Source organism: Acidovorax sp. FG27 (assembly GCF_040365715.1).
Classification (GTDB): Bacteria; Pseudomonadota; Gammaproteobacteria; order Burkholderiales; family Burkholderiaceae_C; genus Paracidovorax.
Genome location: NZ_BAABVY010000008.1, coordinates 49181 through 75094 on the forward strand (window position 1 = coordinate 49181; position 25914 = coordinate 75094).

Annotated in this window: 22 protein-coding genes; 14 read left to right on the plus strand and 8 right to left on the minus strand. The window is 68.9% G+C overall.

From position 1 onward, the window contains the following. Window positions 1–27: 27 nt before the first annotated feature. Entirely contained in the window at window positions 28–1086 is a 1059-nt protein-coding gene (locus ABWV53_RS05385) for an SPFH domain-containing protein (RefSeq protein WP_353363709.1), read from the minus strand. A gap of 197 nt (window positions 1087–1283) precedes the next feature. Between ABWV53_RS05385 and ABWV53_RS05390 the strand changes: the two genes are divergently transcribed. Next, on the plus strand, window positions 1284–1532 hold the full coding sequence (locus ABWV53_RS05390) for a DUF2061 domain-containing protein (protein ID WP_353363711.1): 249 nt from the start codon (window positions 1284–1286) through the stop codon (window positions 1530–1532). A gap of 156 nt (window positions 1533–1688) precedes the next feature. Here ABWV53_RS05390 and ABWV53_RS05395 read toward each other — a convergent pair whose 3' ends face one another. After that, window positions 1689–1991, minus strand: coding sequence for a flagellar basal body rod C-terminal domain-containing protein (locus ABWV53_RS05395; RefSeq protein ID WP_353363713.1), 303 nt, complete (start codon window positions 1989–1991; stop codon window positions 1689–1691). 95 nt (window positions 1992–2086) lie between these two features. Then, window positions 2087–3040: a LysR family transcriptional regulator gene (locus tag ABWV53_RS05400; protein ID WP_353363715.1), complete on the minus strand. Its 954-nt coding sequence runs from the start codon at window positions 3038–3040 to the stop codon at window positions 2087–2089. Between the two features lie 181 nt (window positions 3041–3221). Between ABWV53_RS05400 and aptA the strand changes: the two genes are divergently transcribed. Beyond that, the gene (gene aptA / locus ABWV53_RS05405; protein WP_353363717.1) at window positions 3222–4589 is read left to right on the plus strand and encodes an omega-aminotransferase AptA; all 1368 of its coding nucleotides are present in this window, start codon (window positions 3222–3224) and stop codon (window positions 4587–4589) included. A 149-nt stretch (window positions 4590–4738) separates the two neighbouring features. Further along, window positions 4739–6265: a CoA-acylating methylmalonate-semialdehyde dehydrogenase gene (locus ABWV53_RS05410; RefSeq protein WP_353363719.1), complete on the plus strand. Its 1527-nt coding sequence runs from the start codon at window positions 4739–4741 to the stop codon at window positions 6263–6265. Window positions 6266–6322: 57 nt separating this feature from the next. Here the strand turns inward: ABWV53_RS05410 and ABWV53_RS05415 are convergent, their stop codons facing one another. Beyond that, window positions 6323–6865, minus strand: coding sequence for an OmpA family protein (locus ABWV53_RS05415; protein WP_353363721.1), 543 nt, complete (start codon window positions 6863–6865; stop codon window positions 6323–6325). Between the two features lie 341 nt (window positions 6866–7206). Between ABWV53_RS05415 and ABWV53_RS05420 the strand changes: the two genes are divergently transcribed. Then, window positions 7207–8364: a sensor domain-containing diguanylate cyclase gene (locus ABWV53_RS05420; RefSeq protein WP_353363723.1), complete on the plus strand. Its 1158-nt coding sequence runs from the start codon at window positions 7207–7209 to the stop codon at window positions 8362–8364. Between the two features lie 30 nt (window positions 8365–8394). On the opposite strand, the gene ABWV53_RS05425 is transcribed toward ABWV53_RS05420, so the two are convergent. Continuing rightward, on the minus strand, window positions 8395–9207 hold the full coding sequence (locus ABWV53_RS05425; RefSeq protein ID WP_353363725.1) for a FadR/GntR family transcriptional regulator: 813 nt from the start codon (window positions 9205–9207) through the stop codon (window positions 8395–8397). A gap of 242 nt (window positions 9208–9449) precedes the next feature. On the opposite strand from ABWV53_RS05425, the gene ABWV53_RS05430 reads away from it, so the two are divergent. The 10 genes from ABWV53_RS05430 to ABWV53_RS05475 all read left to right on the plus strand — a co-directional run bounded on the left by ABWV53_RS05430 (window position 9450) and on the right by ABWV53_RS05475 (window position 20472). Then, entirely contained in the window at window positions 9450–10655 is a 1206-nt protein-coding gene (locus ABWV53_RS05430; RefSeq protein ID WP_353363727.1) for an ABC transporter substrate-binding protein, read from the plus strand. Window positions 10656–10728: 73 nt separating this feature from the next. Continuing rightward, on the plus strand, window positions 10729–11589 hold the full coding sequence (locus ABWV53_RS05435; RefSeq protein WP_013597079.1) for a branched-chain amino acid ABC transporter permease: 861 nt from the start codon (window positions 10729–10731) through the stop codon (window positions 11587–11589). 8 nt (window positions 11590–11597) lie between these two features. Beyond that, window positions 11598–12593 carry a branched-chain amino acid ABC transporter permease gene (locus tag ABWV53_RS05440; protein ID WP_353363730.1) on the plus strand — a complete coding sequence of 332 codons (996 nt, stop codon included), beginning with the start codon at window positions 11598–11600 and terminating at the stop codon, window positions 12591–12593. Further along, window positions 12590–13366, plus strand: coding sequence for an ABC transporter ATP-binding protein (locus ABWV53_RS05445; RefSeq protein WP_353363732.1), 777 nt, complete (start codon window positions 12590–12592; stop codon window positions 13364–13366). Before ABWV53_RS05440 ends, ABWV53_RS05445 begins: the two co-directional genes overlap by 4 nt. Further along, window positions 13363–14070 carry an ABC transporter ATP-binding protein gene (locus ABWV53_RS05450; RefSeq protein WP_353363734.1) on the plus strand — a complete coding sequence of 236 codons (708 nt, stop codon included), beginning with the start codon at window positions 13363–13365 and terminating at the stop codon, window positions 14068–14070. The genes ABWV53_RS05445 and ABWV53_RS05450 overlap by 4 nt, the downstream gene beginning before the upstream one ends. Window positions 14071–14104: 34 nt before the next feature. Further along, window positions 14105–15358 (plus strand): Zn-dependent hydrolase, encoded by a 1254-nt coding sequence (locus tag ABWV53_RS05455; RefSeq protein ID WP_353363736.1) that lies wholly within the window; start codon window positions 14105–14107, stop codon window positions 15356–15358. A gap of 2 nt (window positions 15359–15360) precedes the next feature. After that, on the plus strand, window positions 15361–16830 hold the full coding sequence (locus ABWV53_RS05460; RefSeq protein ID WP_353364302.1) for a M81 family metallopeptidase: 1470 nt from the start codon (window positions 15361–15363) through the stop codon (window positions 16828–16830). A 180-nt stretch (window positions 16831–17010) separates the two neighbouring features. Further along, window positions 17011–19323 (plus strand): NADP-dependent malic enzyme, encoded by a 2313-nt coding sequence (locus tag ABWV53_RS05465; protein ID WP_353363738.1) that lies wholly within the window; start codon window positions 17011–17013, stop codon window positions 19321–19323. A gap of 155 nt (window positions 19324–19478) precedes the next feature. Beyond that, complete coding sequence (locus ABWV53_RS05470; protein WP_353363740.1) at window positions 19479–19895, plus strand: guanyl-specific ribonuclease; 417 nt, start codon at window positions 19479–19481, stop codon at window positions 19893–19895. A 151-nt stretch (window positions 19896–20046) separates the two neighbouring features. Next, window positions 20047–20472 (plus strand): barstar family protein, encoded by a 426-nt coding sequence (locus ABWV53_RS05475; protein WP_056661609.1) that lies wholly within the window; start codon window positions 20047–20049, stop codon window positions 20470–20472. 569 nt (window positions 20473–21041) lie between these two features. On the opposite strand, the gene rsmA is transcribed toward ABWV53_RS05475, so the two are convergent. From rsmA to ABWV53_RS05490, 3 genes are all read right to left on the minus strand, one after another. Then, window positions 21042–21815 (minus strand): 16S rRNA (adenine(1518)-N(6)/adenine(1519)-N(6))-dimethyltransferase RsmA, encoded by a 774-nt coding sequence (gene rsmA, locus ABWV53_RS05480; protein ID WP_353363743.1) that lies wholly within the window; start codon window positions 21813–21815, stop codon window positions 21042–21044. Next, the gene (locus ABWV53_RS05485; RefSeq protein ID WP_353363745.1) at window positions 21812–23251 is read right to left on the minus strand and encodes a peptidylprolyl isomerase; all 1440 of its coding nucleotides are present in this window, start codon (window positions 23249–23251) and stop codon (window positions 21812–21814) included. Before ABWV53_RS05485 ends, rsmA begins: the two co-directional genes overlap by 4 nt. A 90-nt stretch (window positions 23252–23341) precedes the next feature. Further along, window positions 23342–25861 carry an LPS-assembly protein LptD gene (locus ABWV53_RS05490; RefSeq protein ID WP_353363747.1) on the minus strand — a complete coding sequence of 840 codons (2520 nt, stop codon included), beginning with the start codon at window positions 25859–25861 and terminating at the stop codon, window positions 23342–23344. Between the last annotated feature and the right edge of the window lie 53 nt (window positions 25862–25914).

Consider the following 25914-nt stretch of genomic DNA (forward strand, 5'->3'; position numbering starts at 1 on the left):
TTTTAATAGCAAAAGAACAGGCAGCGGTCAGACCAGCTTCTTGAGCAGCTCGGCCTTCTTGGCGTCGAACTCTTCCTGCGTGAGGATGCCCTTGGCCTTGAGCTCGCCCAGCTTTTCCAGCGTGGCCATCACGTCCTCGGGCTTGACGCCCTGGGCGGGCGCGCCGGCCAGGGCCGCGGCCTGCGCGGCGGCGGCCGGCTGGCCCTGCAGGCCCTGCTGCAGGTTCTGCGCCAGCACCTGGCCCAGCGCCACGCCGGCGCCCAGGCCCATGGCGTCGCCCGCGATGCCGCCGCCACCACCATTCGCCGAGCCTTCGGCGAATTTCGGAATGGCCTGCGCCGTCTGGTACTGCATGAACTTGCCCATGTCGCCCCCGACCATGCCCATGCCGATCTTCTGGTCCAACACCTTCTGCAGCTCTTCGGGCAGCGAGACGTTCTGCACCGTCATGCTTTCCAGCTTCAGGCCGATCTTGGCGAACGCCGGCTGCAGCTCCTTGGCCAGCGCGTCGGCGAACATTACCTGGTTGGCCGCCAGGTCGAGGAACGGCAGGCCGCTGCCCGCGATGGCGTTGCTGATGTTCTGCAGCACCAGGCCGCGCAGCTGGCCGTCCAGGTCGGCCACCGGGTAGGACTCGCGCGTGCCCGAGATCTCGGTATGGAACAGCTTGGGGTCGGCCACGCGGTAGGCGTAGTTGCCGAAGGCGCGCAGCCGCACGGCGCCGAAGTCCTTGTCGCGGATGGTGATGGGCTGGGGCGTGCCCCACTTCTGGTCGACCTGCTGGCGCGTGCTGAAGAAGTACACGTCGCTCTTGAACGGAGACTGAAAGAGCTTGTCCCAGTTCTTCAGGTAGGTCAGCACCGGCAGCGTCTGCGTGGTCAGCTTGTAGGTGCCCGGGCCGAACACGTCGGCCACCTGGCCTTCGTTGACGAACACGGCCATCTGCGATTCGCGCACCACCAGCGTGCCGCCGTTCTGGATTTCCATGTCCGCCATCGGAAAGCGCCAGGCCAGCGTGCCGTCGCCCTCCTCCGTCCACTGGATGATGTCGATGAACTGCTTCTTGATGAAGTCCATGAGGGCCATGTGAACGCTCCCGGTCGTTGCGTGGATGAAAGAGGGATGATGCGGCGGAACCGGCAGCCATCATAGCGAGCGGGCGGCCACCCGGCGGCACTTCGCTATCACGGCATTGCAGGCAATCAATTGGCCGCGCCAGATGCGAATCACTAGCATTCATGCATCTGTTTTGTTTGCTTGAACGATCGCCGGAGAACCCCACGATGTCCCGCCTGCGCACCGCCACCCTCCAGAACCTGCCCACACTCATGAAGACCGGCAGCTACGACCTCATCCACATCTGCGTGGCCGCCCTGGTGGCCTATGCCGTCACCGGCAACCTGATCGCGTCGCTCACGCTCAGCCTGCTGGAGCCCACCGTGCAGGCGGTGGCGTACTTCTTCCACGAAAAGGCCTGGGCCCGGGCAGCCGAGCGGCGGCGTGCGGCAGAGGCTGGCGCCCTGCCCGCCTGAGCCGCAGAGGGATCGCGTGATGCCGATGCGCTTCAACCACTGGCTGACGGAGCGGCTTGCCGACCTGGCGAACGCGCGCTGAAGCGCCCGCTGCCGCACCGCCGCGCCGGCGCGAGGCACCGGCCTGGCCGCTTGCCCAGCGACCGCGACGAAACCTCAGGCGCGCTCGTCCAGCAGCGCGCCCTGCATGCGATCGCTGGTGCGCAGCACCTGCAAGCTGGCCTCGAAGGCATAGGTCGCCGCGATCTGCTCCACCGCTTCGGACTCCACCGACACCCCCGCCTGCGCGGCCCGACCGATGCCGGCCGCCACCCCACCCTGCCCTGCCACGGCCTCGGAGCTGACCGTCTGGCGCTGGAACCCGGGCGTATTCAGGTTGGCCGTGTTGTGCGCCGACGTTTCCATGCGCAGTTGCGCCGCGCGCAGGCCAGAGGACGCAATGGCGGAGACAGTGGACATGGGAGTTTCGTGAGGTAAAAAAACGGGAGAGTGCCTGGATTATCGGCACAGCCCATGCCGCGCTTTAACGGCGTTCGATCGCATCCGGGACCAGCTCAAGCCTGCGCATGCGCTCCCTGCAGGCAACGCTGAAACGCCTGCGCCGCCCGCGTCGCCGCCGGCGACCGCCGCACCAGGCTGACGAACTGGCACCGGTAGAAAAACGCCTCGGGCCGCACGGCCTGCAGGCGGCCGGTGCGTTCGAAGGCTTCGGCGTAGTGGTCGGGCAGGAAGCCCAGGTACCGGCCTGACAGCACCAGCGTGGCGATGGATTCCTGGTCGAACGCGGTGGCCGCGCGGGTCAGGTGGGCCTGGTGGCTCAGCTCCATGTTGGGCGAGTGGTAGCCCAGGCCGGCGAACGGGTGGGTGCGCAGTGCGTCCCAGTCGAGCGCCGAGTGGTCGGTGCCGAACAGGGGGTGGCCGGCGCCGCAGTATAGCAGCATGGTCTCGCCGAAGAGGTCGGTGTAGCGCAGGCTCTGCGAGGCGCGGTGCGCGGGAATGATGCCGACCTGGTAGGTGCCGTCGATCACGCCGCGCTCGATGGCGTTGATGGAGGCGACGTGCATCTGCAAGTGCACGTCGGGCGCCTGCAGCGTGAAGGCAGCGATGGCTTCGCTGATGCGCGCGGCCGGGTTGCTGGCAGTCTTGTCGAACACGGCCACGGCCAGTTGGCCGCCCATGCGGGAGTGGATGCCGTCCACGCTGTCGCGAAAACCCTGCACGGCGGCCAGCAGGCGCAGTGTTTCGTCGTACACGCGCTGGCCTTCGGGCGTGAGGGCAAAGCCGGCGCGGCCCCGGCGGCAGAGCGTCAGGCCCAGGCGCGTTTCCAGGTCTTTCACATGGCGGCTGACGGTGCTGGTGCCGATGTTGAGCTCCAACTCGGCCGCGGCCATGCCGCCGCATTCCACCACGGCCTTGAACACCTGCAGCAGGCGCAGGTCCATGTCGGCGATCTGGCCCAGCACGGCGCGCTGGCGGGTAAGGGAAGGTGACGGTGCGTTCACTTGCATGAACCCGCAAGTAAGCGGTGATATTGCTGCATTGGAAGCATTATCGGCCGCGCGAACAATGGGACACCGCTCACCCTTGGCTCCCTGCCGGGGGGTGCGCTCGTCTGGTTCGTGCGGCCAGATGCGCCATTGCCTGTTTCCCGCCTTTCTTTCCCCTTTCCTGTTCCGCTCCGGAGGTTCCATGAGTTTCGTCTCCCTCGACACCCCCTCGGCCGATGCTGCGGCTGCCCCTCGCATGGACGCGGCCTGGCTCGACGCGCACTGGATGCCCTTCACGGCCAACCGGCAGTTCAAGGCCCAGCCGCGCATGATCGTCTCGGGCCAGGGCGCCTACTACACCGATGCGGAAGGCCGCAAGATCTTCGACGGCCTGTCGGGCCTGTGGTGCGCGGGACTGGGCCACGGCCGCCGCGACATCGCGGAGGCGATCGGCCGTGCCGCCGCCACGCTGGACTACTCGCCGGCCTTCCAGTTCGGCCACCCGGCCTCGTTCGCGCTGGCCAACAAGATCAAGGAACTGACGCCCGCCGGCCTGGATTACGTGTTCTTCACCGGCTCGGGCTCCGAGTCGGCCGACACCTCGCTGAAGATGGCGCGGGCCTACTGGCGCGCCAAGGGGCACGCCGGCAAGACGCGCTTGATCGGCCGCGAGAAGGGCTACCACGGGGTGAATTTCGGCGGCATTTCTGTGGGCGGCATGGTGGGCAACCGCAAGACCTTCGGACAGGGCATCGAGGCCGACCATCTGCCGCACACGCAGCCGGCCATGGGCTCGTTCGTGCGCGGCATGGCGGAAGACGGTGGCCGCGCGCTGGCCGACAAGCTGCTGGACGTGATCGCGCTGCACGACGCGAGCAACATCGCGGCGGTGATCGTGGAGCCGTTCTCGGGCTCGGCCGGCGTGGTGATTCCCCCGAAGGGCTACCTGGAGCGCATCCGCGAGATCTGCACGCAGAACAACATCCTGCTGATCTTCGACGAGGTCATCACCGGCTTCGGCCGCTGCGGCGCCTGGACGGGGGCGGAGGCCTTCGGCGTGACGCCCGACATCCTGAACTTCGCCAAGCAGGTGACCAACGGCGCGCAGCCGCTGGGCGGCGTGGTTGCAGCCAAGGAAATCTACGACACCTTCATGGCGCAGGGCGGACCGGAATACATGCTCGAGTTCCCGCACGGCTACACCTATTCGGCCCACCCGGTGGCCTGCGCCGCCGGCCTGGCGGTGCTCGACATCCTGGAAAAGGAAGACATGCCCGGCCGCGCCAAGGCGATGGCGCCGTACTTCGAAAAGGCGGTGCACGGCCTGAAGGGCGCCAAGCATGTGCTGGACATCCGCAACTACGGCATGGCGGCGGGCTTCACCATCGCATCGCTGCCGGGCGAGCCGGCCCGCCGCCCCTACGAAGTTGCCATGAGCTGCTGGAAGAAGGGCTTCTACGTGCGCTACGGCGGCGACACGGTGCAGCTGGCGCCGCCCTTCATCAGCACGGAAGCCGAGATCGACCGGCTGGTGAGCGCCCTGGGCGACGCGCTGCACGAGACGGCCTGATCCACCGGCCGACGCTGCGGCCGGGGCCCTGCCCCAAGTCGCGGCCGCACAGGCTGGCTGGAAACCGCCACTACCCCACTTGCTATATTTTTCATAGCTGAATGCGCTTGATTCATGAGCGCCAGCGGCATATTTCATTCATAAAAACCATGCAGAACGACAAGTCCGTCACCTCCACCGTCGGCCACCTGATCGACGGCCAGATCGTGGCCGATACCGCCCGCACCCAGCCGGTCTTCAACCCCGCCACGGGCCAGTCCACCACCAGCGTGGCGCTGGCCTCGCAGGCCACGGTGGAGCAGGCCATCGCCTCGGCCGAGGCGGCCTTCCCGGCCTGGCGCAACACGCCGCCGCTCAAGCGCGCGCGGGTCATGTCCAGGCTCAAGGTGCTGCTGGAAGAGCATGCCGACGAGATCGCGGCGCTCATCACCGCCGAGCACGGCAAGGTGCTGAGCGATGCGCACGGCGAACTGCAGCGCGGCATCGAGAACGTGGAATACGCCAGCTACGCGCCCGAGCTGCTCAAGGGCGAGCACAGCCGCAACGTGGGCCCGAACATCGATTCGTGGTCCGAATTCCAGGCGCTGGGCGTCACCGCCGGCATCACGCCGTTCAACTTTCCCGCCATGGTGCCGCTCTGGATGTGGCCCATGGCCGTGGCCTGCGGCAACACCTTCGTGCTGAAACCTTCCGAGCGCGACCCCAGCAGCACGCTCTTCATCGCCCGGCTGGCGCTGGAAGCCGGCCTGCCGCCCGGCGTGCTGAACGTGGTCAACGGCGACAAGACGGCGGTGGACACGCTGCTGCGCGATCCTCGCGTGAAGGCGGTGAGCTTCGTCGGCTCCACGCCCATCGCCGAGTACATCTACAGCGAAGGGTGCAAACACGGCAAGCGCGTGCAGGCCCTGGGCGGCGCCAAGAACCATGCCGTGCTGATGCCCGACGCCGACGTGGGCAACGCCGTCAGCGCGCTGATGGGCGCGGCCTATGGCTCCTGCGGCGAGCGCTGCATGGCCATTCCGCTGCTGGTGGCCGTGGGCGACGAGGTGGGCGACGCGGTGATCGCCGGCCTGAAGACCGAGATCGTGAAGATGAAGGTCGGCCCCGGCACGCAGACCGACAACGGCGGCAACGACATGGGGCCGCTGGTCACGCAGGCGCACTTCGAGCGGGTGTTGGCCTATGTGGACAGCGGCGTGGCCGAAGGCGCCACGCTGGTGGTCGATGGGCGCGGCATGCAGGTGGCGGGCCACGAAGAGGGCTACTTCCTCGGCGCCTGCCTGTTCGACAACGTGAAGCCCGGCATGAAGATCTACCAGGAAGAGATCTTCGGCCCCGTGCTGGGCATAGTGCGCGTGAAGACGCTGCAGGAAGCCATGCAGCTCATCAACGACCACGAATATGGCAACGGCACCTGCATCTTCACGCGCGATGGCGAGGCGGCCCGCTACTTCACCGACCACATCCAGGTCGGCATGGTGGGCGTGAACGTGCCGCTGCCCGTGCCCGTGGCCTACCACTCCTTCGGCGGCTGGAAGCGCAGCCTGTTCGGCGACCTGCACGCCTACGGCCCCGACGCCGTGCGTTTCTACACCAAGCGCAAGACCATCACGCAGCGCTGGCCCTCGGCCGGCGTGCGCGAAGGCGCGGTGTTCGCGTTCCCCAGCAGCCGCTGAACGCACTGCCGGCGCCGCACGGCGGGCATCGTCCGCCCCGCCGATGCCGCCAAAGCCTCAGCGCTTGGCGGGCGGCGCCTTGGCCGGTGCGGGTGCCGGCGCCGGTGCGGGCGCGGCCTCTGCGCGCTTGCCCTCGGCCACCTGCGGCAGCACCGTCACGGCTTCGCGGGCCTCTTCCGTCGTGTAGCGCACGCGCAGGTTCTGGGCCGGCACGCCACGGGCGACCAGCTCCTTGCGCACGGCCAGCGCGCGTGCCAGCGCCACCTCGCGTGCCGTCTTGTTCACCTGGCGCTCGCTGTAGCCCTTGATCTCCCAGCGCGTGCGCTTGTCCTGCGCCAGCTGGTCCAGCAACGCGCCCGTGCCGGCCGGCAGCTGGGTGGCGGTGCCCACGAAGCGGGCGACCGTGCCGTCGGCGGGCACCGTGGGCGCCGGCGCGACGGGCGGGACCGGCGGCGCGGCCGGGGCGGGTGCGGGCATGACCGCCGGGGCGGTGGCGAAGGCGGGCGGTGGCGGCTCCTCGGCCGCGGGGTTGGCGCAGCCGGCCAGCAGCGCCGCGGCACCCAGGCAAGCCAGCAGCGGCCGGGCGAAGAGAGAAGCCACCGGCCGCGCAGGATGGGCAGACCTGGCGCGAGCCGCCCGAGTCGTTGGAGAGGAAGTTGCGGCAGCACGTGCAGGGCACGGCGAAAGGGCGCGGTCTGAACGCATGGTCGTCGGATCGAAAGGGTGGGATGAAAGGGAGATGGCTCGCGGCTTCCAGGTCGGCCGGACCTGCCGGACGCGACCTGCCTCGCCGCCGAAAAGAGGAGATTGTGCGCCGTCCGCCCGTGGCCCGCACACCTCGCCGACCCGGAGCACAAATGCCCGGGCTGCTGCTAAAGTGGCCCGGCCCGCCTTCGCGCCTCCCGCCGTCTCTCCGCTCTCCGCATTTCCCGCCGCCGCCGATGCCCGCTCCCGTATCCGCCGACCCTGCCGCCGCCGGCCGTCCGCAACGCTCCGCGCACTGGCTGGTGCGCATGAACTGGCGCAACCGCACCTCCTTCTACGCCATGCTGGGGCTGGCCGTGGCGTCGCACCTGTGGTTCACGGGTGCCGGCCCGTGGGCCTTCGCGCTGGTGGCGGTGCAATTCCTGGGCTTCCCGCACATCGCCTACTGGCGCGCCCTGCGCTCGCCGCGCCAGCGCCACGCCGAGATGCAGAACCTGTGGCTCGACGTCGTCTTCGGCGGCCTGTGGGCCGGCGGGCTGGGCCTGCCGCTCTGGCTGACCTTCTCGCTGATGATCGGCAACTGCATCAACATGGTGGTGTTCTACGACCTGCGCGGGCTGCCCCGGCTGCTGCTGGCCGGGGGCACCGGCATCGGCGCCTCGGCGGCCGGCTGGCTCGTGGCCACCGGCAGCTGGCCGCTGAACCTGCAGACGCACACCGTGACCGCCATGCTGTGCATCGCCGCGCTCACGGTGTACTTCGTCGCCTTCGCGCATGACGGCTACATGCGCGCCATGGCGCAGCACCGCACCAACGAAAAGCTGCGCCAGCAGTTCGACGAGATCCAGTCGCTGCAGACCCGGCTGCGCGACCAGGCCCTGCGCGACCCGCTCACCGGCCTCTTCAATCGCCGCCAGCTCGACGCGGTGCTGGCGCCCGAGATGCAGCGCAGCCAGACGCAGAGCCAGCCGCTGTCGCTGCTGATGATCGACATCGACCATTTCAAGCGCATCAACGACACGCACGGCCATGCCGCCGGCGACGCCGTGCTGCAGACGCTGGCGCAGCTGCTGCAGCGCCATGTGCGCCCGCAGGACCTGGCCTGCCGGCACGGCGGCGAGGAATTCGTGCTGCTGCTGGTCGACACCCCGCTCACCACCGCCAGCGAGCGTGCCGAGGCGCTGCGCCGCGCGTTCGAATCGGTGCTGGTGGAGTTCGAGGGCGAGATGCTGTCGGCCACGCTGTCGTGCGGCGTCGCCGCCTTCCCACAGCATGCCGACCAGCCCCACACGCTCGCGGCCTGCGCGGACCAGGCCCTTTATGCCGCCAAGCTGCAGGGCCGCAACCGCGTGCAGGTGTTCGGGCCACAACAGGTGGCGCACGGACACGCCTGAGCCGCCGCCTTTTTTTGCCGATGCCGAGTCCTATGGCCGTCCGCGCAGCGGGGCGGCGCGCGGGCCGCGCAGCGTCTCGGCATCCAGGATCAGCCGGCCCTGGATGCGCCCCTTCATGCGCTTGACGCTGCTGGCGGCGTCCAGCATGTGGCGCGCCATCAGGTCGCGCACCAAGGCCGCGTCGCGCGCCCGGGCGGCCTGCACGATCTCGCGGTGGAACTGCGCATTGGTCTCGCCGAAGCGGCGGTGTTCCGATTTGGGCGTGCGGTTGCCGTACACGATGAGCTGGCGCAGCATCTCGTTGATCAGCTCGCAGGTGAAGCGCAGGAACGGGTTGGGGTTGGCCGCCGCCAGGATGTCGTGGAAGTTCACGTCTTCCCGGCGCTGGGCGAGCAGGTCTTCGCTGCTGGAATGGGGGTCGCAGCAGGCGATGCTGTGCTCGAGCGCCTCGAAGTCGGCATCGGTCAGGTGCGGCACGGCGCCGGCCGCCAGCTCCGGCTCCAGGAACTGCCGCACCGCGTAGATGTTGTCGATCGTCACGTCCTGGAAGAACAGGTAGTTCTGCAGGAACTGCAGCGTGCGGTCGAGCGGCACTTCGGCGATGGTGCCGCCGCCCGAGGGGCCGGTGGAGATGGTCACCAGTCCCTGCACCTCCAGCGACTTGAGCGCCTCGCGGATGGTGCCCTTGCTCACGCCGAACTGCGCCTGCAGCTCGACCTCGCGCGGCAGGCGGTCGCCCGGGCTCAGGTTCTTCTCGGTGATGAGCCGCTTGATCTCCTGCGCCACCAGGTCGGGGCGCTTGAGGGTCTTGATCGGCTTGCCGGCGGGCGGTTTCGTGGCCATGGTGCGTTGCAGGTTGAAGACGGGAGGAGCGCGGCGTGGTGCATGAAGGGTGTCACCGCCGGCCCGTGGCGCAGTGTATGCACCACGAACGGGCGGCGACGCGGCGGGCAGGGTTTACCTGCACCGCATTTCTTCTATTTATCACTATAAATACGAAAAACCACGTGGCACGCCATGTGCTTTGCAAAACGCTGTGCCAAGGCCCGATGGCCAGCCGAACCCACCCCCACAGGAGCCCTCCCATGCAACGTCGCCACCTCTTGCAACTCTCCGCCCTGGCTGCCCTGCCGGCATCGCTGGGCATCTCGCGCAGCGCCTGGGCGCAGTCCACGGGCGCGATCCAGTTCGGCTGCCCCGTGCCCATGTCGGGCGCCTTCGCCGCGAACGGCAAGTTCGCCGACCTGGGCATGAAGCTGGCCATCGAGCAGTACGGCAAGGCCCTGGGCCGCCCGCTGGCCTACACCGTGCTCGACACCGAGGGCAAGCCCGCCACCGCGGTGCGCAAGGTGCAGGAGGCATCGCAGCAGCAGGGCACGCGCTTCTTCGCGGGCGGCATCCTGTCGTCCGAATCGCTGGCCATGGGCAAAGAGGCCGAAAAGGCCGGCGGCATCTTTATCACCACCGCCGGCGCCGACGAGATCACCGGCAAGGACTGCAACACCGCCACGTTCCGCTGGTCGGTGCCCACCTTCGGCGCGATCGAGCAGACCGTGCGCCCGCTGTCCGACGCGCTGCCGAAGGCCAAGCGCTGGTACACCATCACGCCGCAGTACGTGTTCGGCGACGGCCTGCTGTCGGCCGCCAAGAACGTCTTCAAGGAAAAGGGCCTGGAGCACGTGGGCAACAGCTACCACTCGCTCACCGAGAAGGAATTCAGCGGCTACCTCACCAACGCGATGGCCGCCAAGCCCGACGTGCTGCTGCTGCTGAATTTCGGCTCGCAGTCGTCGGACGCACTGCGCCAGGCGGTGAGCTTCGGCATGCACAAGAACATGACCATCCTGATCGCCTGGGCCTCGGGGCTGGAGCAGTTCGAGTCGCTGGGCGCGGACCTGTGCGACGGCATCTACTTCGGCGCGCAGTACTGGCACACCGTGGACGCCCCGCTGAACCTGGAGCTGGTCAAGCGCAGCCAGGAGAAATTCAAGTCCAACCCCAACTACAGCCTGGCAGGCTCCTACATCTGCACCAAGCTGCTGATCGACGGGATCATCAAGGCCGGCACGGTGGAGCCGAAGGCCGTGGTCGCGGCGATGGAGGGCATGAAGTACGCGGGCCTCACGGGCGAGGAAGAAGTCCGCAAGGCCGACCACCAGGTGCTCAAGAACTACTACCTGCTCAAGGGCAAGCCGAAGGCCAAGATGGCCAACAAGGACGACTACGTGGACGTGGTGAGCTCCGGCCGGTCGTTCCTGCCGGTGGACCAGACCGGCTGCAAGCTGGCTTGACCGCGCCCCTGCGCGCCGCCGCCCCGTCCGCCGCGCTGCGGCGGGGCTTCATCCTTCCCTCCTGCCCCACTCCATGAGCATCTACCTGCTACAGGTCATCAACGGGATCGGCATCGGCATGCTGTATTTCCTGCTGGCGGTCGGCCTGTCCATCGTGTTCGGCCTGCTGCGCTTCGTGAACTTCGCGCACGGCGCGTTCTACCTGCTGGGCGCGTATTTTTGCTACCAAATGACGCGCTGGGGCCTGAGCTTCTGGCTCGCCCTGGCGGTGGTGCCGCTTGTGGTGGGCGCCCTGGGCTGGCTCACCGAAAAGCTGGTGCTGCGCCACGTGTACGCCAAGCCGCACGAGTTTCACATCCTCGTCACCGTGGGCCTGGCGCTCGCCGTGCAGGAGCTGGTGATCCTGCAGTGGGGGCCGCTGGGCGACAGCGTGGCCGTGCCCGATCTGCTGCAGGGCGTGGTGATGTGGGGCAGCTTCGTCTACCCGAAGTACCGGCTCTTCGTGATCGGCTTCACCGCCGTGCTGGCCGTGGGCCTGTGGTGGGTGCTCGAAGGCACGCGCCTGGGCAGCGCGGTGCGCGCAGGCAGCGAATCGACCGAGATGGTGTCGCTGCTGGGCATCAACGTGTTCCGCATCTTCAGCCTGGTGTTCGCGCTCGGCGCGGCCACCGCCGCCATCGCGGGCGTGCTGGCGGCGCCCATCCGCGGCGCGGAGCCCTTCATGGGCATCGAGGCGCTGGGCGTGGCCTTCGTGGTCGTGGTGGTGGGCGGCATGGGCAGCTTCGGCGGCGCGCTGGTCGGGGGCCTTTTGATCGGCATCGTGCAGAGCGTGATGAGCACCGTGTGGCCCGAGGGCGCGCGCCTGATGATCTACGTGGCCATGGCCGCCGTGCTGCTGCTGCGCCCGCATGGCCTGCTGGGCCGCAAAGGATGAACACCGCCATGACGATCTTGCGCAAACACTTCCACCTGCTGCTGGCGCTGGCCTTCGTGCTGGCGATGCCGCTCACCATGCAGTCCGGGTCCCTCGCCAGCGAGGTGCTGATCTACGGCCTCGCGGCCATGGGCTGCAACCTGCTGCTCGGGCACACGGGGTTGCTCTCCTTCGGGCAGGGCATCTTCTTCGGGCTGGGCAGCTACACCATCGCCCTGACGCTCACGCGCTGGCCCCTGCCGATGCCGCTGGCCCTGGCGCTCGCCGTGGTGGCGGGCGCGGTGGGCGCGGCGCTGGTGGGCTGGGTCGCGATCCGCCAGCGCGGCACCTACTTCGTGATGCTGACGCTCGCCTTCGCGCAGATGTTCTACTTCCTCGCCTATTCGATGCCCGGCCTCACGGGCGGCGACAACGGCCTGATGGACATCCCCCGCCCCTCGCTGGCCGTAGGCGGCTTCACGTTCTGGCCGCTCGCCTCGCCCTGGCAATACTACGGCTTCGTCGCCGTGGTGTTCCTGGTTGCCTTCTGGCTGCTGCAGAAAGTGTCGGCATCGGTGTTCGGCCGCACCCTGCTGGCCGTGCGCGACAACGAGGAGCGCGCGGGCGCCATCGGCTACGACCTGAAGCTGCTGAAGCTGCAGGCGTTCGTGATCTCCGGCGCCGTCACGGGCCTGGCCGGCGCGCTGCACGCCATGATGACCGGCGTCGCCCCGCTGGCGAGCGCCGAATACCACACGAGCGAGATGATCCTCGTGATGACCGTGATCGGCGGCACCGGCAACCTGCTGGCCTCGCTGCTCGGTGCGGCCTTCTACCTGATCGTGGGCGACTGGCTCTCCACCCTCTGGCCGCGCTGGCTGCTGCTGCTGGGCGTGGTGTTGATGGTCATCAGCCTCGGCATGCAGCGCGGCCTCTGGGGCCTGTTCGAATCGGCCTGGGACCGCCTGCGCGGCGCGAAGCACGCCGCGGACGCCATCCCTGCCGGCACGGGAGACAAAGCATGAGCACGGCATCACCCATCCTGCTGGAAGCCATCGGCATCGAGAAGCGCTACGACAAGTTCGCCGCGCTCTCGGGCGTCGACCTGAAGGTGCGCGCCAACACCGTGCATTCGGTGATCGGCCCCAACGGCGCGGGCAAGACCACGCTGTTCCACATGCTCACCGGCACCAAGGCGGTGAGCGGCGGGCGGATCGTGTTCGACGGCCACGACGTGACGCGCGAGCCGGACCACCGCCGCGTGCAGCGCGGCATGGCGCGCTCGTTCCAGGTGACCAGCCTCTTTCTCACGCTGCCGGTGCGCGAGAACCTGCGGCTGGCCGCCCAGGGCACGGCGCCCGCGCAGGCGCTCAACTGCTGGAGCGCGCCGGTGGGCGCCCGCTCCCGCGCCGACGTGGTGGCCCGCGTGCTGGCGCGGCTGGGCCTGGAGCGCCATGCCGATACGCCCGTGGGCAACCTCTCGCACGGCCAGCAGCGCCGGCTGGAAGTGGGCATGGCGCTGGCCGCGGGCCCGAAGGCGATCTTCCTGGACGAGCCCACCTCGGGCATGGGCATCGACGACCTGGACGACATGAAGCGGCTGATCCAGGGCCTGAAGGACGAGCACACCGTGGTACTCATCGAACACAACATGAACATCGTGATGGACATCTCCGACACCGTCACCGTCATGCAGCAGGGCCGCGTGCTGGCCGAGGGCCATCCGCACGCGATCCGCAGCGACGAGCGCGTGCGCAGCGCCTACCTGGGCAACATGATCACCGGAGGCAAGGCATGACGGGCATCCTGCAGATCGAGGGGCTGCACGCCCACTACGGCAAGAGCCACGTGCTGCAGGGCATCGACCTGCACGTGGACAACGGCGAACTGGTCACGCTGCTCGGGCGCAACGGCGCGGGCAAGACCACCACGCTCAAGAGCATCTGCGGCGTGGTGCAACCGAGCGCCGGGCGCGTGCGCTTCCAGGGCGAAGACGTGCAGGGCCTGCCCGCGCACCGCATCGCGCAGCGCGGCGTGTGCCTGGTGCCCGAGCACCGGGGCATCTTCCGGCTGCTGACGGTGGAAGAGAACCTGCTGCTGGGCCAGCGCAAGCAGTCGCCCTGGCAGTTGCCGGACATCTACCGCATCTTCCCGCGCCTGAAGGAGCGCCGCAGCAACGGCGGCGGCCAGCTCTCGGGCGGCGAGCAGCAGATGCTGGCCATCGGCCGCGCGCTGATGAACGCCCCGCGCCTGCTCATGCTCGATGAGCCCGTGGAGGGCCTCGCGCCCGTGATCGTCGAGGAGATCGTGTCCCAGCTGAAGGCGATCAAGGCCGCGGGCGTGGCCATCCTGCTGGTGGAGCAGAACCTGGAGGTCTGCACCCAGCTGGCCGACCGCCACTACATCATCGAACAGGGCGCGGTCGTGCACGAAGCCCGCAACGAAGCCTTCCTGGCCGATGAAGCGACGAAAGACCGCTACCTGGGCGTCGGCCTCGCCTAGTTCCGAACCCCATTCAGGATCACCCATCGTGGACATGAAGACTTCTCCCCCCGCGCTGCGGGCCCGCGTGAACGGCGCGCGGCTGTGGCAATCGCTGATGGACCTGGCGCGCATCGGCGCCACGCCGAAGGGCGGCGTCTGCCGGCTGGCGCTCACCGCGCTGGACGGCGAGGGCCGCGACCTGTTCGTGCGCTGGGCGCGCGAGGCCGGCTGCAGCGTGCGCATCGACGCCATCGGCAACATCTTCGCGCGCCGCGCCGGGCGCAACGACGCCCTTCCGCCCGTGATGACCGGCAGCCACATCGACACCCAGCCCACCGGAGGCAAGTTCGACGGCAACTACGGCGTGCTGGCCGGCCTGGAGGTGGTGCGCAGCCTGAACGACGCCGGCATCGAGACGGAGGCCCCGATCGAAGTCGCGGTGTGGACCAACGAGGAAGGCTCGCGCTTCGTGCCCGTGATGATGGGCTCGGGCGTGTTCGCCGGGGCCTTCACCCTGGAGCATGCGCTGGCGCAGCGCGACGGCCAGGGCACCAGCGTGGCCGAGGCGCTCGCCGCCATCGGCTATGCCGGCGAGGCCACCCCCACGCCCGCGGTGGGCGCGTATTTCGAGGCGCACATCGAGCAGGGGCCGGTGCTGGAAGCCAACCGCTGCGTGATCGGCGTGGTGCAGGGCGCCCTGGGCCAGCGCTGGTACGACGTGACCGTGCAGGGCATGGAAGCCCATGCCGGCCCGACGCCCATGGACCTGCGCCGCGACGCGCTGCTGGCGGCCAGCAGCCTGGTGGAAGAGGTGAACCGCATTGCCCTGGCGCATGCGCCGCACGCGCGCGGCACGGTGGGCGTGCTGGAGGTGTTCCCGAGTTCCCGCAACGTGATCCCCGGCAGCGTGCGCATGACGGTGGACCTGCGCGCCGCCGACGACGCGGTGCTGCTGCAGATGGACGCCGCCCTGCGTGCGGCCTGCGAACGCATCGGCACGGCCCGCCGCACGCCCATGGCGGTGGAGCAGGTGGTGTACTTCCCGCCGCAGCCCTTCACCCCCGAACTGGTGGAAGGCGTGCGCAGCGACGCGGCCGCGCTGGGCTATAGCGCCATGGACGTGGTGAGCGGCGCCGGGCACGACGCCGTCTACCTCGCACGCCTGGCGCCCACGGCCATGGTCTTCGTGCCGTGCGCGGACGGCATCAGCCACAACGAGATCGAAGACGCCGAGCCCGAGCACCTGGAGGCCGGCTGCAACGTGCTGCTGCACGCCATGCTGCGCAGCGCGGGGGTGGCGGCATGACGATGAAGTTCCTGATCGCGCGGCTCAACCACGAGACCAATACCTTCTCGCCTGTGCCCACGCCGCTGGAAGCCTTCTCGCCCCGCTACGGGCAGGAGGCGCTGCAGGACAACCTGGACATGCGCACCGCCATGGCGGCGTTCATCGACCTGGCCCGCAGCCTGAACGCCGAGATGGTGACGCCCGTATCGGCCATGGCCAACCCCAGCGGCCCGGTGCATGCCGCCGCCTACGACGAGCTCACCCGCCGCATCGTCGAGGCCGCGCCCGGCTGCGACGCCATCCTGCTGGACCTGCACGGCGCCATGGTGGCCGAGAACAGCCCCGACGGCGAAGGCGACCTGCTGGAGCGCGTGCGCGCCGCCGCGCCGGGCGTGCCCGTGGCCGTGGCGCTGGACCTGCACGGCAACATCACGCCCAAGATGGTCGCCCACGCCGACGTGATGGTGGGCTTCAAGACCTATCCGCACATCGACATGTACGAAACCGGCGAGCACGCCGGCCGCCTGCTGCTGGACATGCTGCAGGGCCGGGCGCGCTACACCGTGCGCTGGCATCCGCTGCCGATGATGGGCCACACGCTGCGCAGCACCACGCTGCAGGGCGCGATGCTGCGCGCCGTGGACGCGGCGCGCGCGGCCGAGGCCGAAGGCATTCCCGCCGCCACGGTGTTCGCGGGTTTCTCGCTTGCCGACATCGAGGCGCCCTGCATGAGCGTGGTCGTCACCGCCGATGCTGACCACCCCGCGCCGGCACAGGCCGCCGCCGACCGCATCGCCGCCGCCATCTGGGAGGAGCGTGCGGAGTTCGTCTACGACAGCGAACCGCTGGACGCGTCGCTGCGCCGCGCCCAGGCCCTGGCCCAGGGCGCGGACCGCCCGGTGCTGCTGCTGGACCACAGCGACAACTGCATGTCCGGCGGCACCTGCGATTCGATGGACGTGCTGCAGGCGGCCTTGGCCGAAGGGCTGCAGGACATCGCCGTGGGCCCGTTGTGCGACCCCGAGGCCGTCGCCGAACTCGTCGCGGCGGGCACGGGTGCCCGCGCCACCGTGCGCCTGGGCAACAAGGTGCCGCTCACCCAGCTCGGCGTGGCCAAGGAGCCGGTGGCCGTCGAGGGCACGGTGGTGGCCATCAGCGACGGCGAATACACCGTCACCGGCCCCATCTACACCGGCCAGCGCTGCGCCATGGGCCGCACGGTGCTGTTCGACACGGGCCGGGCGCGCATCGTGGTCACCGAGCGCACGCACGAGCCCTGGGACCTGGGCGTGTTCTCTTGCGTGGGCGTGGACCCGACGGCCCACCACTTCGTGCTGCTCAAGTCGCGCATGTACTGCCGGCCGGTGTTCGTGCCGCTCTCGCATGCGCTGGTCGAGTGCGACAGCCCGACCGGGGTGACGAGCTCCAACTACGCGCTGTTTCCGTTCAGGAACGTGCGCCGGCCGGTGTTTCCGCTCGATCCGGCCTGAACGGCTGGCGGGGCGGTGGGTGTCTGGAGGTCATGGGTGCTTCGCTTGGATTAAGACGAATTACTTACCAGGGTTTCTACGGCGGGCTGACTACAATCGCACTCCCCCAAGACCCCGACGCGCCCTGGAGCGCTCTGTTGGCGCGGTCTGGCAGACTTTCACATAGCTGGAGACCCCTTGATGTCCGATAACTCCCCGGTCAGCGCCACGCCAGACAAACGCGCCCTGCTGCGCCAAGCAGCCCTCGAATACCACGAGTTTCCAAAGCCGGGAAAGATCGCCATCGCGGCCACCAAGCAGATGGTCAACCAGCACGATCTGGCGCTGGCCTACTCGCCGGGCGTGGCCGCTCCGTGCGAGGAGATCGTCAAGGACCCCGCCGCCGCCTTCCGCTACACCTCGCGCGGCAACCTGGTGGGCGTGATCTCCAACGGCACGGCCGTGCTGGGCCTGGGCGACATCGGCGCGCTGGCCTCCAAGCCGGTGATGGAAGGCAAGGCGGTTCTGTTCAAGAAGTTCGCCGGGGTGGACGTCTTCGACATCGAGATCAACGAGAAGGACCCGGCCAAGCTGGTCGAGGTCATCGCCGCGCTGGAGCCCACCTTCGGCGCCATCAACCTGGAAGACATCAAGGCGCCCGAGTGCTTCTACGTCGAGCGCGAGCTGCGCAAGCGCCTGAACATTCCGGTGTTCCACGACGACCAGCACGGCACTGCCATCACGGTGGCCGCCGCCATGCTCAACGCCCTGAAGGTGGTGAACAAGGACATCGGCGAAGTGCGCCTGGTGGCCTCCGGCGCCGGCGCCGCGGCCCTCGCCTGCCTGAACCTGCTGCTGAAGGTGGGCCTGAAGCGCGAGAACGTGTTCGTCACCGACCTGGCCGGCGTGGTCTACGAAGGCCGCACCGAGCTGATGGACGAGGACAAGATCCAGTTCGCCCAGAAGACCGACCTGCGCACGCTGGGCGAGGTCATCGAAGGCGCCGACGTGTTCCTGGGCCTCTCGGCCGGCGGCGTGCTCAAGCCTGCCATGGTGGCCAAGATGGCGGCGCGCCCTGTGATCTTCGCGCTGGCCAACCCCAATCCGGAAATCACGCCCGAGGACGCGCACGCCGTGCGCGGCGACGTGGTGATGGCTACCGGCCGCACCGACTACCCGAACCAGGTCAACAACGTCCTGTGCTTCCCGTACATCTTCCGCGGCGCGCTCGATTGCGGCGCCACGACCATCACGCTGGAGATGGAGATCGCCGCGGTGCATGCCATCGCCGAGCTGGCGCAGGCCGAGCAGAGCGAGGTGGTGGCCGCCGCCTATGTGGGCGAGCCGCTGGCCTTCGGTCCCGAATACCTGATCCCCAAGCCGTTCGATCCGCGCCTGATGATCAAGATCGCGCCGGCCGTGGCCCAGGCCGCTGCCGACAGCGGCGTGGCCCAGCGCCCGATCGCCGACATGGACGCCTACCGCGACCACCTGCAGACCTTCGTCTATGCCTCCGGCACGATGATGAAGCCCATCGTCAGCGCCGCCAAGCTGGCCGCCAAGAAGCGCGTGGCCTACGCCGAGGGCGAGGAAGAGCGCGTGCTGCGCGCCGCGCAGATCGTGGTGGACGAGAAGATCGCCCGCCCCACGCTGATCGGCCGCCCGGCCATCATCGCCCAGCGCGTCGAGAAGTTCGGCCTGCGCCTGAAGGAAGGCGTGGACTACGACGTGGTGAACGTCGAGAACGACCACCGCTACCGCGACTTCTGGCAGACCTACCACCGCATGACGGAACGCAAGGGCATCACGGTGCCCATCGCCAAGATCGAGATGCGCCGCCGCCTGGCGCTGATCGCCGCCATGCTGCTGCACAAGGGCGAGGTGGACGGCATGATCTGCGGCACCTGGGGCCACACGGCGCACCACCTGAACTACATCGACCAGGTGATCGGCAAGCGTGCGGGCGTGAACACCTACGCCTGCATGAACGGCCTGATGCTGCCCGACCGCCAGGTGTTCCTGGTGGACACGCACGTCAACTACGACCCCACCGCCGAGCAACTGACCGAGATCACCATCATGGCCGCCGAGGAAATGATGCGCTTCGGCATCAAGCCCAAGGCCGCGCTGCTGTCGCATTCCAACTTCGGCTCCAGCAACCAGCCCAGCGCCGTCAAGATGCGCCAGACGCTGGACCTGCTGCGCGTGCAGGCCCCCTGGCTGGAAGTGGACGGCGAGATGCACGGCGACGTGGCCCTGGATGCCGCGCTGCGCACCCAGGTCATGCCCCACAGCACGCTGGCCGGCAGCGCCAACCTGCTGGTGCTGCCCAACATCGACGCGGCCAACATCTCCTACAACCTGCTCAAGACGGCGGCCGGCGGCGGCATCGCCATCGGCCCGGTGCTGCTGGGCGCGGCCGAACCGGTGCACGTGCTGACGGCCAGCGCCACCGTGCGCCGCATCGTCAACATGACGGCGCTGACCGTGGCCGATGCCAACGTGGCCCGATAAGCGCCGGGTGCCGAGCGAGCGCTAACTTTTATCCACCTTCCGACCGCAGAGCGCCTGCCCAATCTTTGGGCAGGCGCTTGCTTTTTGGGCACCTTTCCGTCACACTTGCGGGTCGAAATTTCGGGTTAACCCGTAGTTTCTGAAAGGTGTCGTTGATGTTGAAGGCTGTCGCCCTGCAGGCGTACAAAGCAAGTTGCAAGGCCGTAGGGATAGGCGCACTGGGTCTGGCGTTCACGCTGTCGCCCCTGGCGGCATCGGCCCGCAGTGCCCCCGAAGTCACCGCTCCCCCTCCGATCACGCTGGCCGAGCTGCCCCCCCAGGGGCGCACCACCTACGCGCTGATCCGCCAAGGCGGCCCCTTCCCCCATGACAAGGACGGAACGGTGTTCGGCAACCGGGAACGCTTGCTGCCGGCCAACCGGCGCGGTTATTACCGCGAGTACACCGTCAGGACACCGGGAGCCCGCAATCGCGGCGCGAGGCGCATCGTCTGCGGAGGCCCGCCCCGCACGCCGGACGCCTGCTTCTATACCGCCGACCACTACGCGAGCTTCCGTGAAATCAAGGAATGACGGATAGGCCAGGCACTGAACGCCACTGGCGTTCACCGTGGCGCCAAGGCGCACCCAGCGTGGATGGCCTGGGAATTTTTCCTCCGTCGGATCCTCCCACCGGTCTTGCGGAACTTCTTTTTTGTAGACATCTGAATGAAAGAGCGCGGAGATGGAAACGCCACTTCGTAGAGACCAGGACAACCCCTTGCGCGGCGTGCGCGGCAATATCGTGCAGTCGATCCGGGCCTTCCGGGTGCAGGACTTGCAGAACGCCGCCAGCACCCTGGGGCAGCATTTCCTGTATGCCAACCTGGCGCACGCGCAGACCAAGCAGGACGTGCTCGACCTGATTGCCGCGCAGTTCACCTTCCCGGCGCACTTCGGCAAGAATTTCGACGCGCTGTACGACTGCATGACGGACCCGTTGCACAAATCGGGCCCGCAGCCGGGCTTCATCGTGGTGCTGGAACAGATTCCCGCCACCGTGAAGTTCGACAAGGAAGCGCGCGAACAGCTGCTCGACATCTTTCGCGACGCAGCCGACTACTGGGGCGACCGCAAGATCCCGTTCCGCTGTTTCTATTCTTTTCTGTAGCCCGTTCTGCAACCACCGGCCAGGCAGAACGGGCCAGCGAGGCCCGCAGCGACACCGCCGCAGTCTCGGCACCGGCCATCGGGATCGTGATCGAGCCCGCCACGGGCGAGAAGATGCCCACCGACAAGCTGGTGGACGTCTCTCCGCTGGCGCTGCGCATGAGCAGCCCGTTCAATGCGGGTTACTGGCTGGCTGCGGCCTGAATTCGTACATCCCCCTGAGGCGCTACGCGCCTCCGCACCGCCGCCTGAGGCTGCGGCTCTTCGGTCACGTCCCGGCCTGCACAGGCAGGCCGTGAGCCGCGGTCCTCAGCCCCTTTTCTCTACGCGCTTCGCGCTAGGGGAAGGGGGACGCAGCCAGCGCGGCGGGGCGGCCCTTGCGCAGCTGCTGCTGGCCTTGGGCCGTGACCGTTCCAAGCGCCGTGGCGGCATTTTGCTGCGGGGTCACATGCGACAGGCTACCTCTGCCATGCGCCGGAAGGGCGGTCGGATTGAAGCTGCCTGTCACCCTTACACATCTCAGCACTCATCCCTTCGGCCAACCAAGGCCGCAGCCTTAACGTCCCCTGTTCAGGCGCACGCCTGCGCCAGCGCCACGTATTCGGCGACCGGCACTTCCTCGGCGCGGCGCTGGGTGTCGAAGGTGCCGGCGAACTGGCGGGCCTCCAGCCAGCGGCCCAGGGTGTGGCGCAGCAGCTTGCGGCGCTGGCTGAAGGCAACCTGCACCAGCTCTTCCAGCAGCTTCGGGGCGACGGGCGCGGGCTCGGCGCGCGGCACCATGCGCACGACGGCGCTGTCCACGCGCGGGGGCGGCTCGAAGCTCTCGGGCGGCACGAAGAGTACGTCTTCCATGGCGTAGCGCCACTGCAGCATGACCGACAGGCGGCCGTAGTCGCTGGTGGCGGGCGATGCGACCATGCGGTCGATCACCTCTTTTTGCAGCATGAAGTGCTGGTCTTCGATCACGCCCACATGCTCCAGCAGATGAAAGAGGATGGGCGTGGAGATGTTGTAGGGCAGGTTGCCCACCACTCTGATTTTAGGAGCAGCCAAGCCTTTTGCCACCTGCGCAAAGTCCACTTTCAGCACATCGGATTCGATCACGTCGAGCTGGCCGTGCAGGCGCAGGCGGGCCGCCAGGTCGCGGTCGAGCTCGATGACGGTGAGGCGGCCCAGGCGCTCGACCAGCGGCTGCGTGAGCGCGGCCAGGCCCGGGCCGATCTCGACCATGGGCTGGCCGGGGCGCGGGTCGATGGCGCGGACGATGGCGTCGATGATGCCGCCGTCGCTGAGGAAGTGCTGGCCGAAGCGCTTGCGCGCAACGTGCTTGCCGCCGCCGCTCATTGGGGAGGGTCGCGGAATTCGACGTAGGCGCGGCCCCGGATCTCCTGCATCCAGTTGGCGTAGGCCTCGTCGAGTTTCTTCTCGCGCACCACGTCGCGCACCGCGTCGCGCTGTTCGCGCTGCGTGAGCTTGGCTTCGCGGCGGTCCAGCAGCTGGATCAGGTGCACGCCGAAGCGCGACACCACGGGCTGGCTGATCTCGCCGGGCCTGAGGTTGGCGAGCGCCTCCTCGAACTCGGGCACGTAGCGGCCGGGGCCGGCCCAGCCCAGGTCGCCGCCTTCCTTGGCGCTGCCGTCCTGCGAGTGTTCGCGCGCCAGCGTGGCGAAGTCGGCGGTGCCGGCCTCGATACGGCTGCGGTAGTCGGCCAGGCGCTGCGCGGCGGCGGCCTCGGACAGCTGTGGGCTGGCGCGCAGCAGGATGTGGCGGGCATGCGTCTGGATGGCCGTGGCGGCCACGCCGGGGCGCGTCTTCTCGATCACCTTCAGCACGTGGAAGCCGGCGGGCGAGCGCACCGGCCCGACGACGCCACCCACCGCCGTGCGGGCGGTGGCGTTGAGGAACAGCTCGGGATAGCGGTCGGCCGGGCGCAGGCCCAGCTCGCCGCCCTTGGCGCCTTCCGGCGCTTCCGACACATCGCGCGCCACCGTGGCGAAGTCTTCGCCGCCGCGCACGCGGTCGGCCGCGGCCTGGGCGCGCGCCCGGCGCTGCTCCACCACCTCGGGCGCGGCGCCCTCGGGCACCACGACCAGGATGTGGCCCAGGTTGATCTCGAACTTGGAAGGGTCGGCGCTGCTCTGCTGGTCGCGCAGGTACTGGTCGACTTCCAGGTCGCTCACCTTCACGCGGGATTCGACCTCGCGCTCGCGCAGGCGCTGCATGAGCAGCTGGTTGCGCAGCTCCTGCATGAAGCGCTCGCGGCTGATGCCGTCCTGCGCCAGGCGGCGGTACATCTCGTCCGTGCTGACGCTGTTCTGGCGCGCGACCGACTGCGCGGCCTGCGTCACGGCCAGGTCGTCCACCTTGATGCCGCCCTCGGCCGCCAGCTGCAGCTGGATCTTCTCGAGCACCAAGCGCTCCAGCACTTCCTTGGCGATGCGCGCCTGCGAGGGCCGCTCGCCGCCCTGGGCGGCGATCTGCGCCTCCATGCGGGCCTGGCGGGTGCGCACTTCGTTGTTGGTAATGGGCTCGGAATTGACCACGGCCACGATGTAGTCGGCCTGGCGCGGCAGCGCGGCGGCGTTGCCGCTGCCGCCGGGGGCGGGCAGGGTGATGGCGGTCGTGTTGCGCGGAAAGCCGCCTGCGCCGGAGCCCGTGGAGCCTGCGCTCAGCCCGGTCCCGGAAGAAGGCCGCAGGCCCTGCGCGTGGACGGCCGGCGGCACGGTGCCCGCCAGGGCGGTCAGGCAGGCCAGGCCGAGGGTGATGGCGCGTTGTTTCATGGCGTGTTCAGAGTGTGGAGGCGGGGTGGCGGTTCCCGTAGGGCCCGGCGCGCCGGGGCGCGGCGGTCAGGGCCGGGCCGGGCCGGGGCGTCAATCGTAGTTGGAGAAGCGGCTGGGCACCGCGGTGTTCTGTTGCAGCACCTGGTAGCCAGGCACGTTCTTCTGCAGGCTGGTGAGCGGGTTGGAGCCGAGCGACAGGCGCGAGAAGCCGGAGAACTCGATCTGGAACAGGAGGCGCGTATTGGCCGAGGTGATGGTGTTCTGCAGGCGCTCGAGCACCACGCGGCCGATCCAGCAGCAGCCCTGGTATTCCACGCCCACCACGGTATCCACCAGGCGGCGGTCCTTCAGGCTGTAGTTGAGCCGGCCCACGCTGTACCAGCGGCCCCCTTCGCGGCCGGCGGCCCCTGCGGCGCTGCCGCCATCGCCCCAGGGCAGGGCCAGCGGCCACTGCCAGCCCACGTCCATCTGTTCGCTGGGCTCGGTGATGACGTCGGTCACGCGCTGCAGGCGATAGGCGGCGGTGAGGGTGCGGTACCTGCCCGGCATGTAGCGCGCGCCCACGGTGGTGCGCAGCGAGCGGCCGGTCTTGGGGTTGTACTGCACGAGCGAGTCGAGCGCCCATTCCCGCGTCCAGTTGATGCCGGCGCCCAGCAGCACGTCGGACAGCCGGTCGCTCACGGGCGTGCCGCCCGGCATGGTCACGTCCTGGTCGGAAAAGCGCAGGCGCTGGGCGATGCCGCCGCGCACCACCTCGGCGCCGGTGTCGGAGTCGAGCAGGCGGCTGGTGACGCCCAGCGTCAGCAGGTTGTTGTCGGCGAAGCGGTCGTTGCCGCCGAACGCGTTCTCGGTGTAGATGGAGGCGAAGTTGAAGTCGTTCGGCGCCGTGTCGTACACCGGCAGCATGCTCTGGTCCCGGAACGGCGTGTAGGTGTAGAAGGCGCGCGGCTCCAGCGTCTGCAGGAAGCTGCGGCCGAAGAACTGCGTGTCGCGCTCGAACACCAGGCCGCTGTCCAGGCTGAAGGTGGGCAGCGTGCGCTGGTAGCTGCGCTGGCCGTTCGAGAGCGGCGCGTCGAATTCGTACTGCGACGTATGCAGCTGCACACGCGGCGTGATGAAGCCGGCCGGTGCCAGGAAGGGCCGGCTGATCTGCGCCATGGCATAGCTGCGCCGTGCGTTGGGCTGGCCGGTGAGCGTCCGGTCGGCGTGGAAGTCGGTGTAGTCGGCGTCCACACTGGCGTCGAAGCCCCCGGCCAGCTGCACGGGCGCATAGCGCCAGTGCAGCTGCGGCAGCCGGTCATACGACGGCAGGATGGGGGAATCGACGTCCTGCAGCGTCTGCCACTTGACGATGCGCGCGCTCAGGGAATGCTCGCCCCGCGCCCATGACAGCGATGCCTCGCCGGGCAGCAGGCGCTGGTTCAGGCGGTCGGCGGCGGTGGTGCCGCCCGCGCCGCGCAAGCTGAAGTCGCGCCAGTACTGGTCGTCGCTCACACGGCGCAGGTTGATGTTCAGCCCCAGCCCGCCGATGGGGCTGTCGATGCTGCCCCGGTGCTTGATGCCGTAGGCCCAGCGGTCGCGGTCGCGCAGGCGGTCGGAGGGCAGGTAGTCGCCGAACAGCTCGCCGCTGTAGGTGGGTTCGAGGTAGCGGAACTCGGCCGCCAGGTTCACGCCGCGCTTGCTCAGCACCGTGGGGGTGATGGTGGCGTCGCGGTTGGGCGCGATGTTCCAGTAATAGGGCTGCGAATACTCGATGCCGCTCACGCTGTCGATGCCGACGGTGGGCGGCAGCAGGCCCGACTTGCGGCGGTCGGACAGCGGGAAGGTGATGCGTGGCACCGGCAGGATGGGCACGCCCTTGAATTCGAGTACCGCGTTCTCGGCGGTGCCCACGTCCTCGGCCTTGTCCAGCCGGATGGTGCGCGCCCGCAGGATCCAGTCGGGCTGCCAGGTGGCCTCGTCGTTGCGCTGGCAGGTGGTGTAGTTGCCGCTGTGCACCACGGTGCGGTCGCGGTCGATGAAGTCCACCCGCGTGGCCTCGCCATGGGCGGAGTTGGCCAGCAGCCGGTAGTTGACGTCGTCGAAGTACCCGTTGAACGCATCGACCCGCAATTGCAGCTGCGAGCCCTGGTAGACGTTGCCCGCGCTGTTGATGCGCACGTTGCCGGTTCCGGTGGCCAGGTCCTCCGGCATGTCGTAGTCCATGCGGTCGGCGCGGATGACGGTGTCGGCGCGGCGCAGCTCGGCGTGGCCGTCCAGCGTGGCCTTGATGTCGGGCTGCACGATGAGCTGGTCGCCCATGAGGAAGGTGGGCAGCTGGCTGCGCGTGCCCTCCGGGATGGTTTCCTGCAGCATCGGGCTGCTGCGCAGCGGCGCGGCCGGGCTGGCGGCAGCGGCGGCCTCCGGTGCGTCGGCGGGGGCGATCTGCGCCAGCACGCCCAGCGGCACGCCGCAGAGCATCCAGGCGGCGAGCTGGGCCAGCCGGCTGCGCTCGAAGCGCACTGCAGTGGCGCGCACCTTCGATGCGGTGAAGCGCACCCTGGATGCAGCGGCAGCGGTCGGCGGGGAAGTCGGCGGTGAAAGCAGGTCGGGCAAGGCGAGGCGGTCCATGGAATCAGCCGTTCGGCGGGGCGGCGCGGGCGCAGCGGGCCACCCGGCGGGGG

Coding starts and splice junctions, on each gene's coding strand:
- ABWV53_RS05385 (WP_353363709.1), bottom strand. CDS start 1,086: ATGGCCCTCATGGACTTCATCAAGAAGCAGTTCATCGACATCATCCAG.
- ABWV53_RS05390 (WP_353363711.1), top strand. CDS start 1,284: ATGTCCCGCCTGCGCACCGCCACCCTCCAGAACCTGCCCACACTCATG.
- ABWV53_RS05395 (WP_353363713.1), bottom strand. CDS start 1,991: ATGTCCACTGTCTCCGCCATTGCGTCCTCTGGCCTGCGCGCGGCGCAA.
- ABWV53_RS05400 (WP_353363715.1), bottom strand. CDS start 3,040: ATGCAAGTGAACGCACCGTCACCTTCCCTTACCCGCCAGCGCGCCGTG.
- aptA (WP_353363717.1), top strand. CDS start 3,222: ATGAGTTTCGTCTCCCTCGACACCCCCTCGGCCGATGCTGCGGCTGCC.
- ABWV53_RS05410 (WP_353363719.1), top strand. CDS start 4,739: ATGCAGAACGACAAGTCCGTCACCTCCACCGTCGGCCACCTGATCGAC.
- ABWV53_RS05420 (WP_353363723.1), top strand. CDS start 7,207: ATGCCCGCTCCCGTATCCGCCGACCCTGCCGCCGCCGGCCGTCCGCAA.
- ABWV53_RS05425 (WP_353363725.1), bottom strand. CDS start 9,207: ATGGCCACGAAACCGCCCGCCGGCAAGCCGATCAAGACCCTCAAGCGC.
- ABWV53_RS05430 (WP_353363727.1), top strand. CDS start 9,450: ATGCAACGTCGCCACCTCTTGCAACTCTCCGCCCTGGCTGCCCTGCCG.
- ABWV53_RS05435 (WP_013597079.1), top strand. CDS start 10,729: ATGAGCATCTACCTGCTACAGGTCATCAACGGGATCGGCATCGGCATG.
- ABWV53_RS05440 (WP_353363730.1), top strand. CDS start 11,598: ATGACGATCTTGCGCAAACACTTCCACCTGCTGCTGGCGCTGGCCTTC.
- ABWV53_RS05445 (WP_353363732.1), top strand. CDS start 12,590: ATGAGCACGGCATCACCCATCCTGCTGGAAGCCATCGGCATCGAGAAG.
- ABWV53_RS05450 (WP_353363734.1), top strand. CDS start 13,363: ATGACGGGCATCCTGCAGATCGAGGGGCTGCACGCCCACTACGGCAAG.
- ABWV53_RS05455 (WP_353363736.1), top strand. CDS start 14,105: ATGAAGACTTCTCCCCCCGCGCTGCGGGCCCGCGTGAACGGCGCGCGG.
- ABWV53_RS05460 (WP_353364302.1), top strand. CDS start 15,361: ATGAAGTTCCTGATCGCGCGGCTCAACCACGAGACCAATACCTTCTCG.
- ABWV53_RS05465 (WP_353363738.1), top strand. CDS start 17,011: ATGTCCGATAACTCCCCGGTCAGCGCCACGCCAGACAAACGCGCCCTG.
- ABWV53_RS05470 (WP_353363740.1), top strand. CDS start 19,479: ATGTTGAAGGCTGTCGCCCTGCAGGCGTACAAAGCAAGTTGCAAGGCC.
- ABWV53_RS05475 (WP_056661609.1), top strand. CDS start 20,047: ATGGAAACGCCACTTCGTAGAGACCAGGACAACCCCTTGCGCGGCGTG.
- rsmA (WP_353363743.1), bottom strand. CDS start 21,815: ATGAGCGGCGGCGGCAAGCACGTTGCGCGCAAGCGCTTCGGCCAGCAC.
- ABWV53_RS05485 (WP_353363745.1), bottom strand. CDS start 23,251: ATGAAACAACGCGCCATCACCCTCGGCCTGGCCTGCCTGACCGCCCTG.
- ABWV53_RS05490 (WP_353363747.1), bottom strand. CDS start 25,861: ATGGACCGCCTCGCCTTGCCCGACCTGCTTTCACCGCCGACTTCCCCG.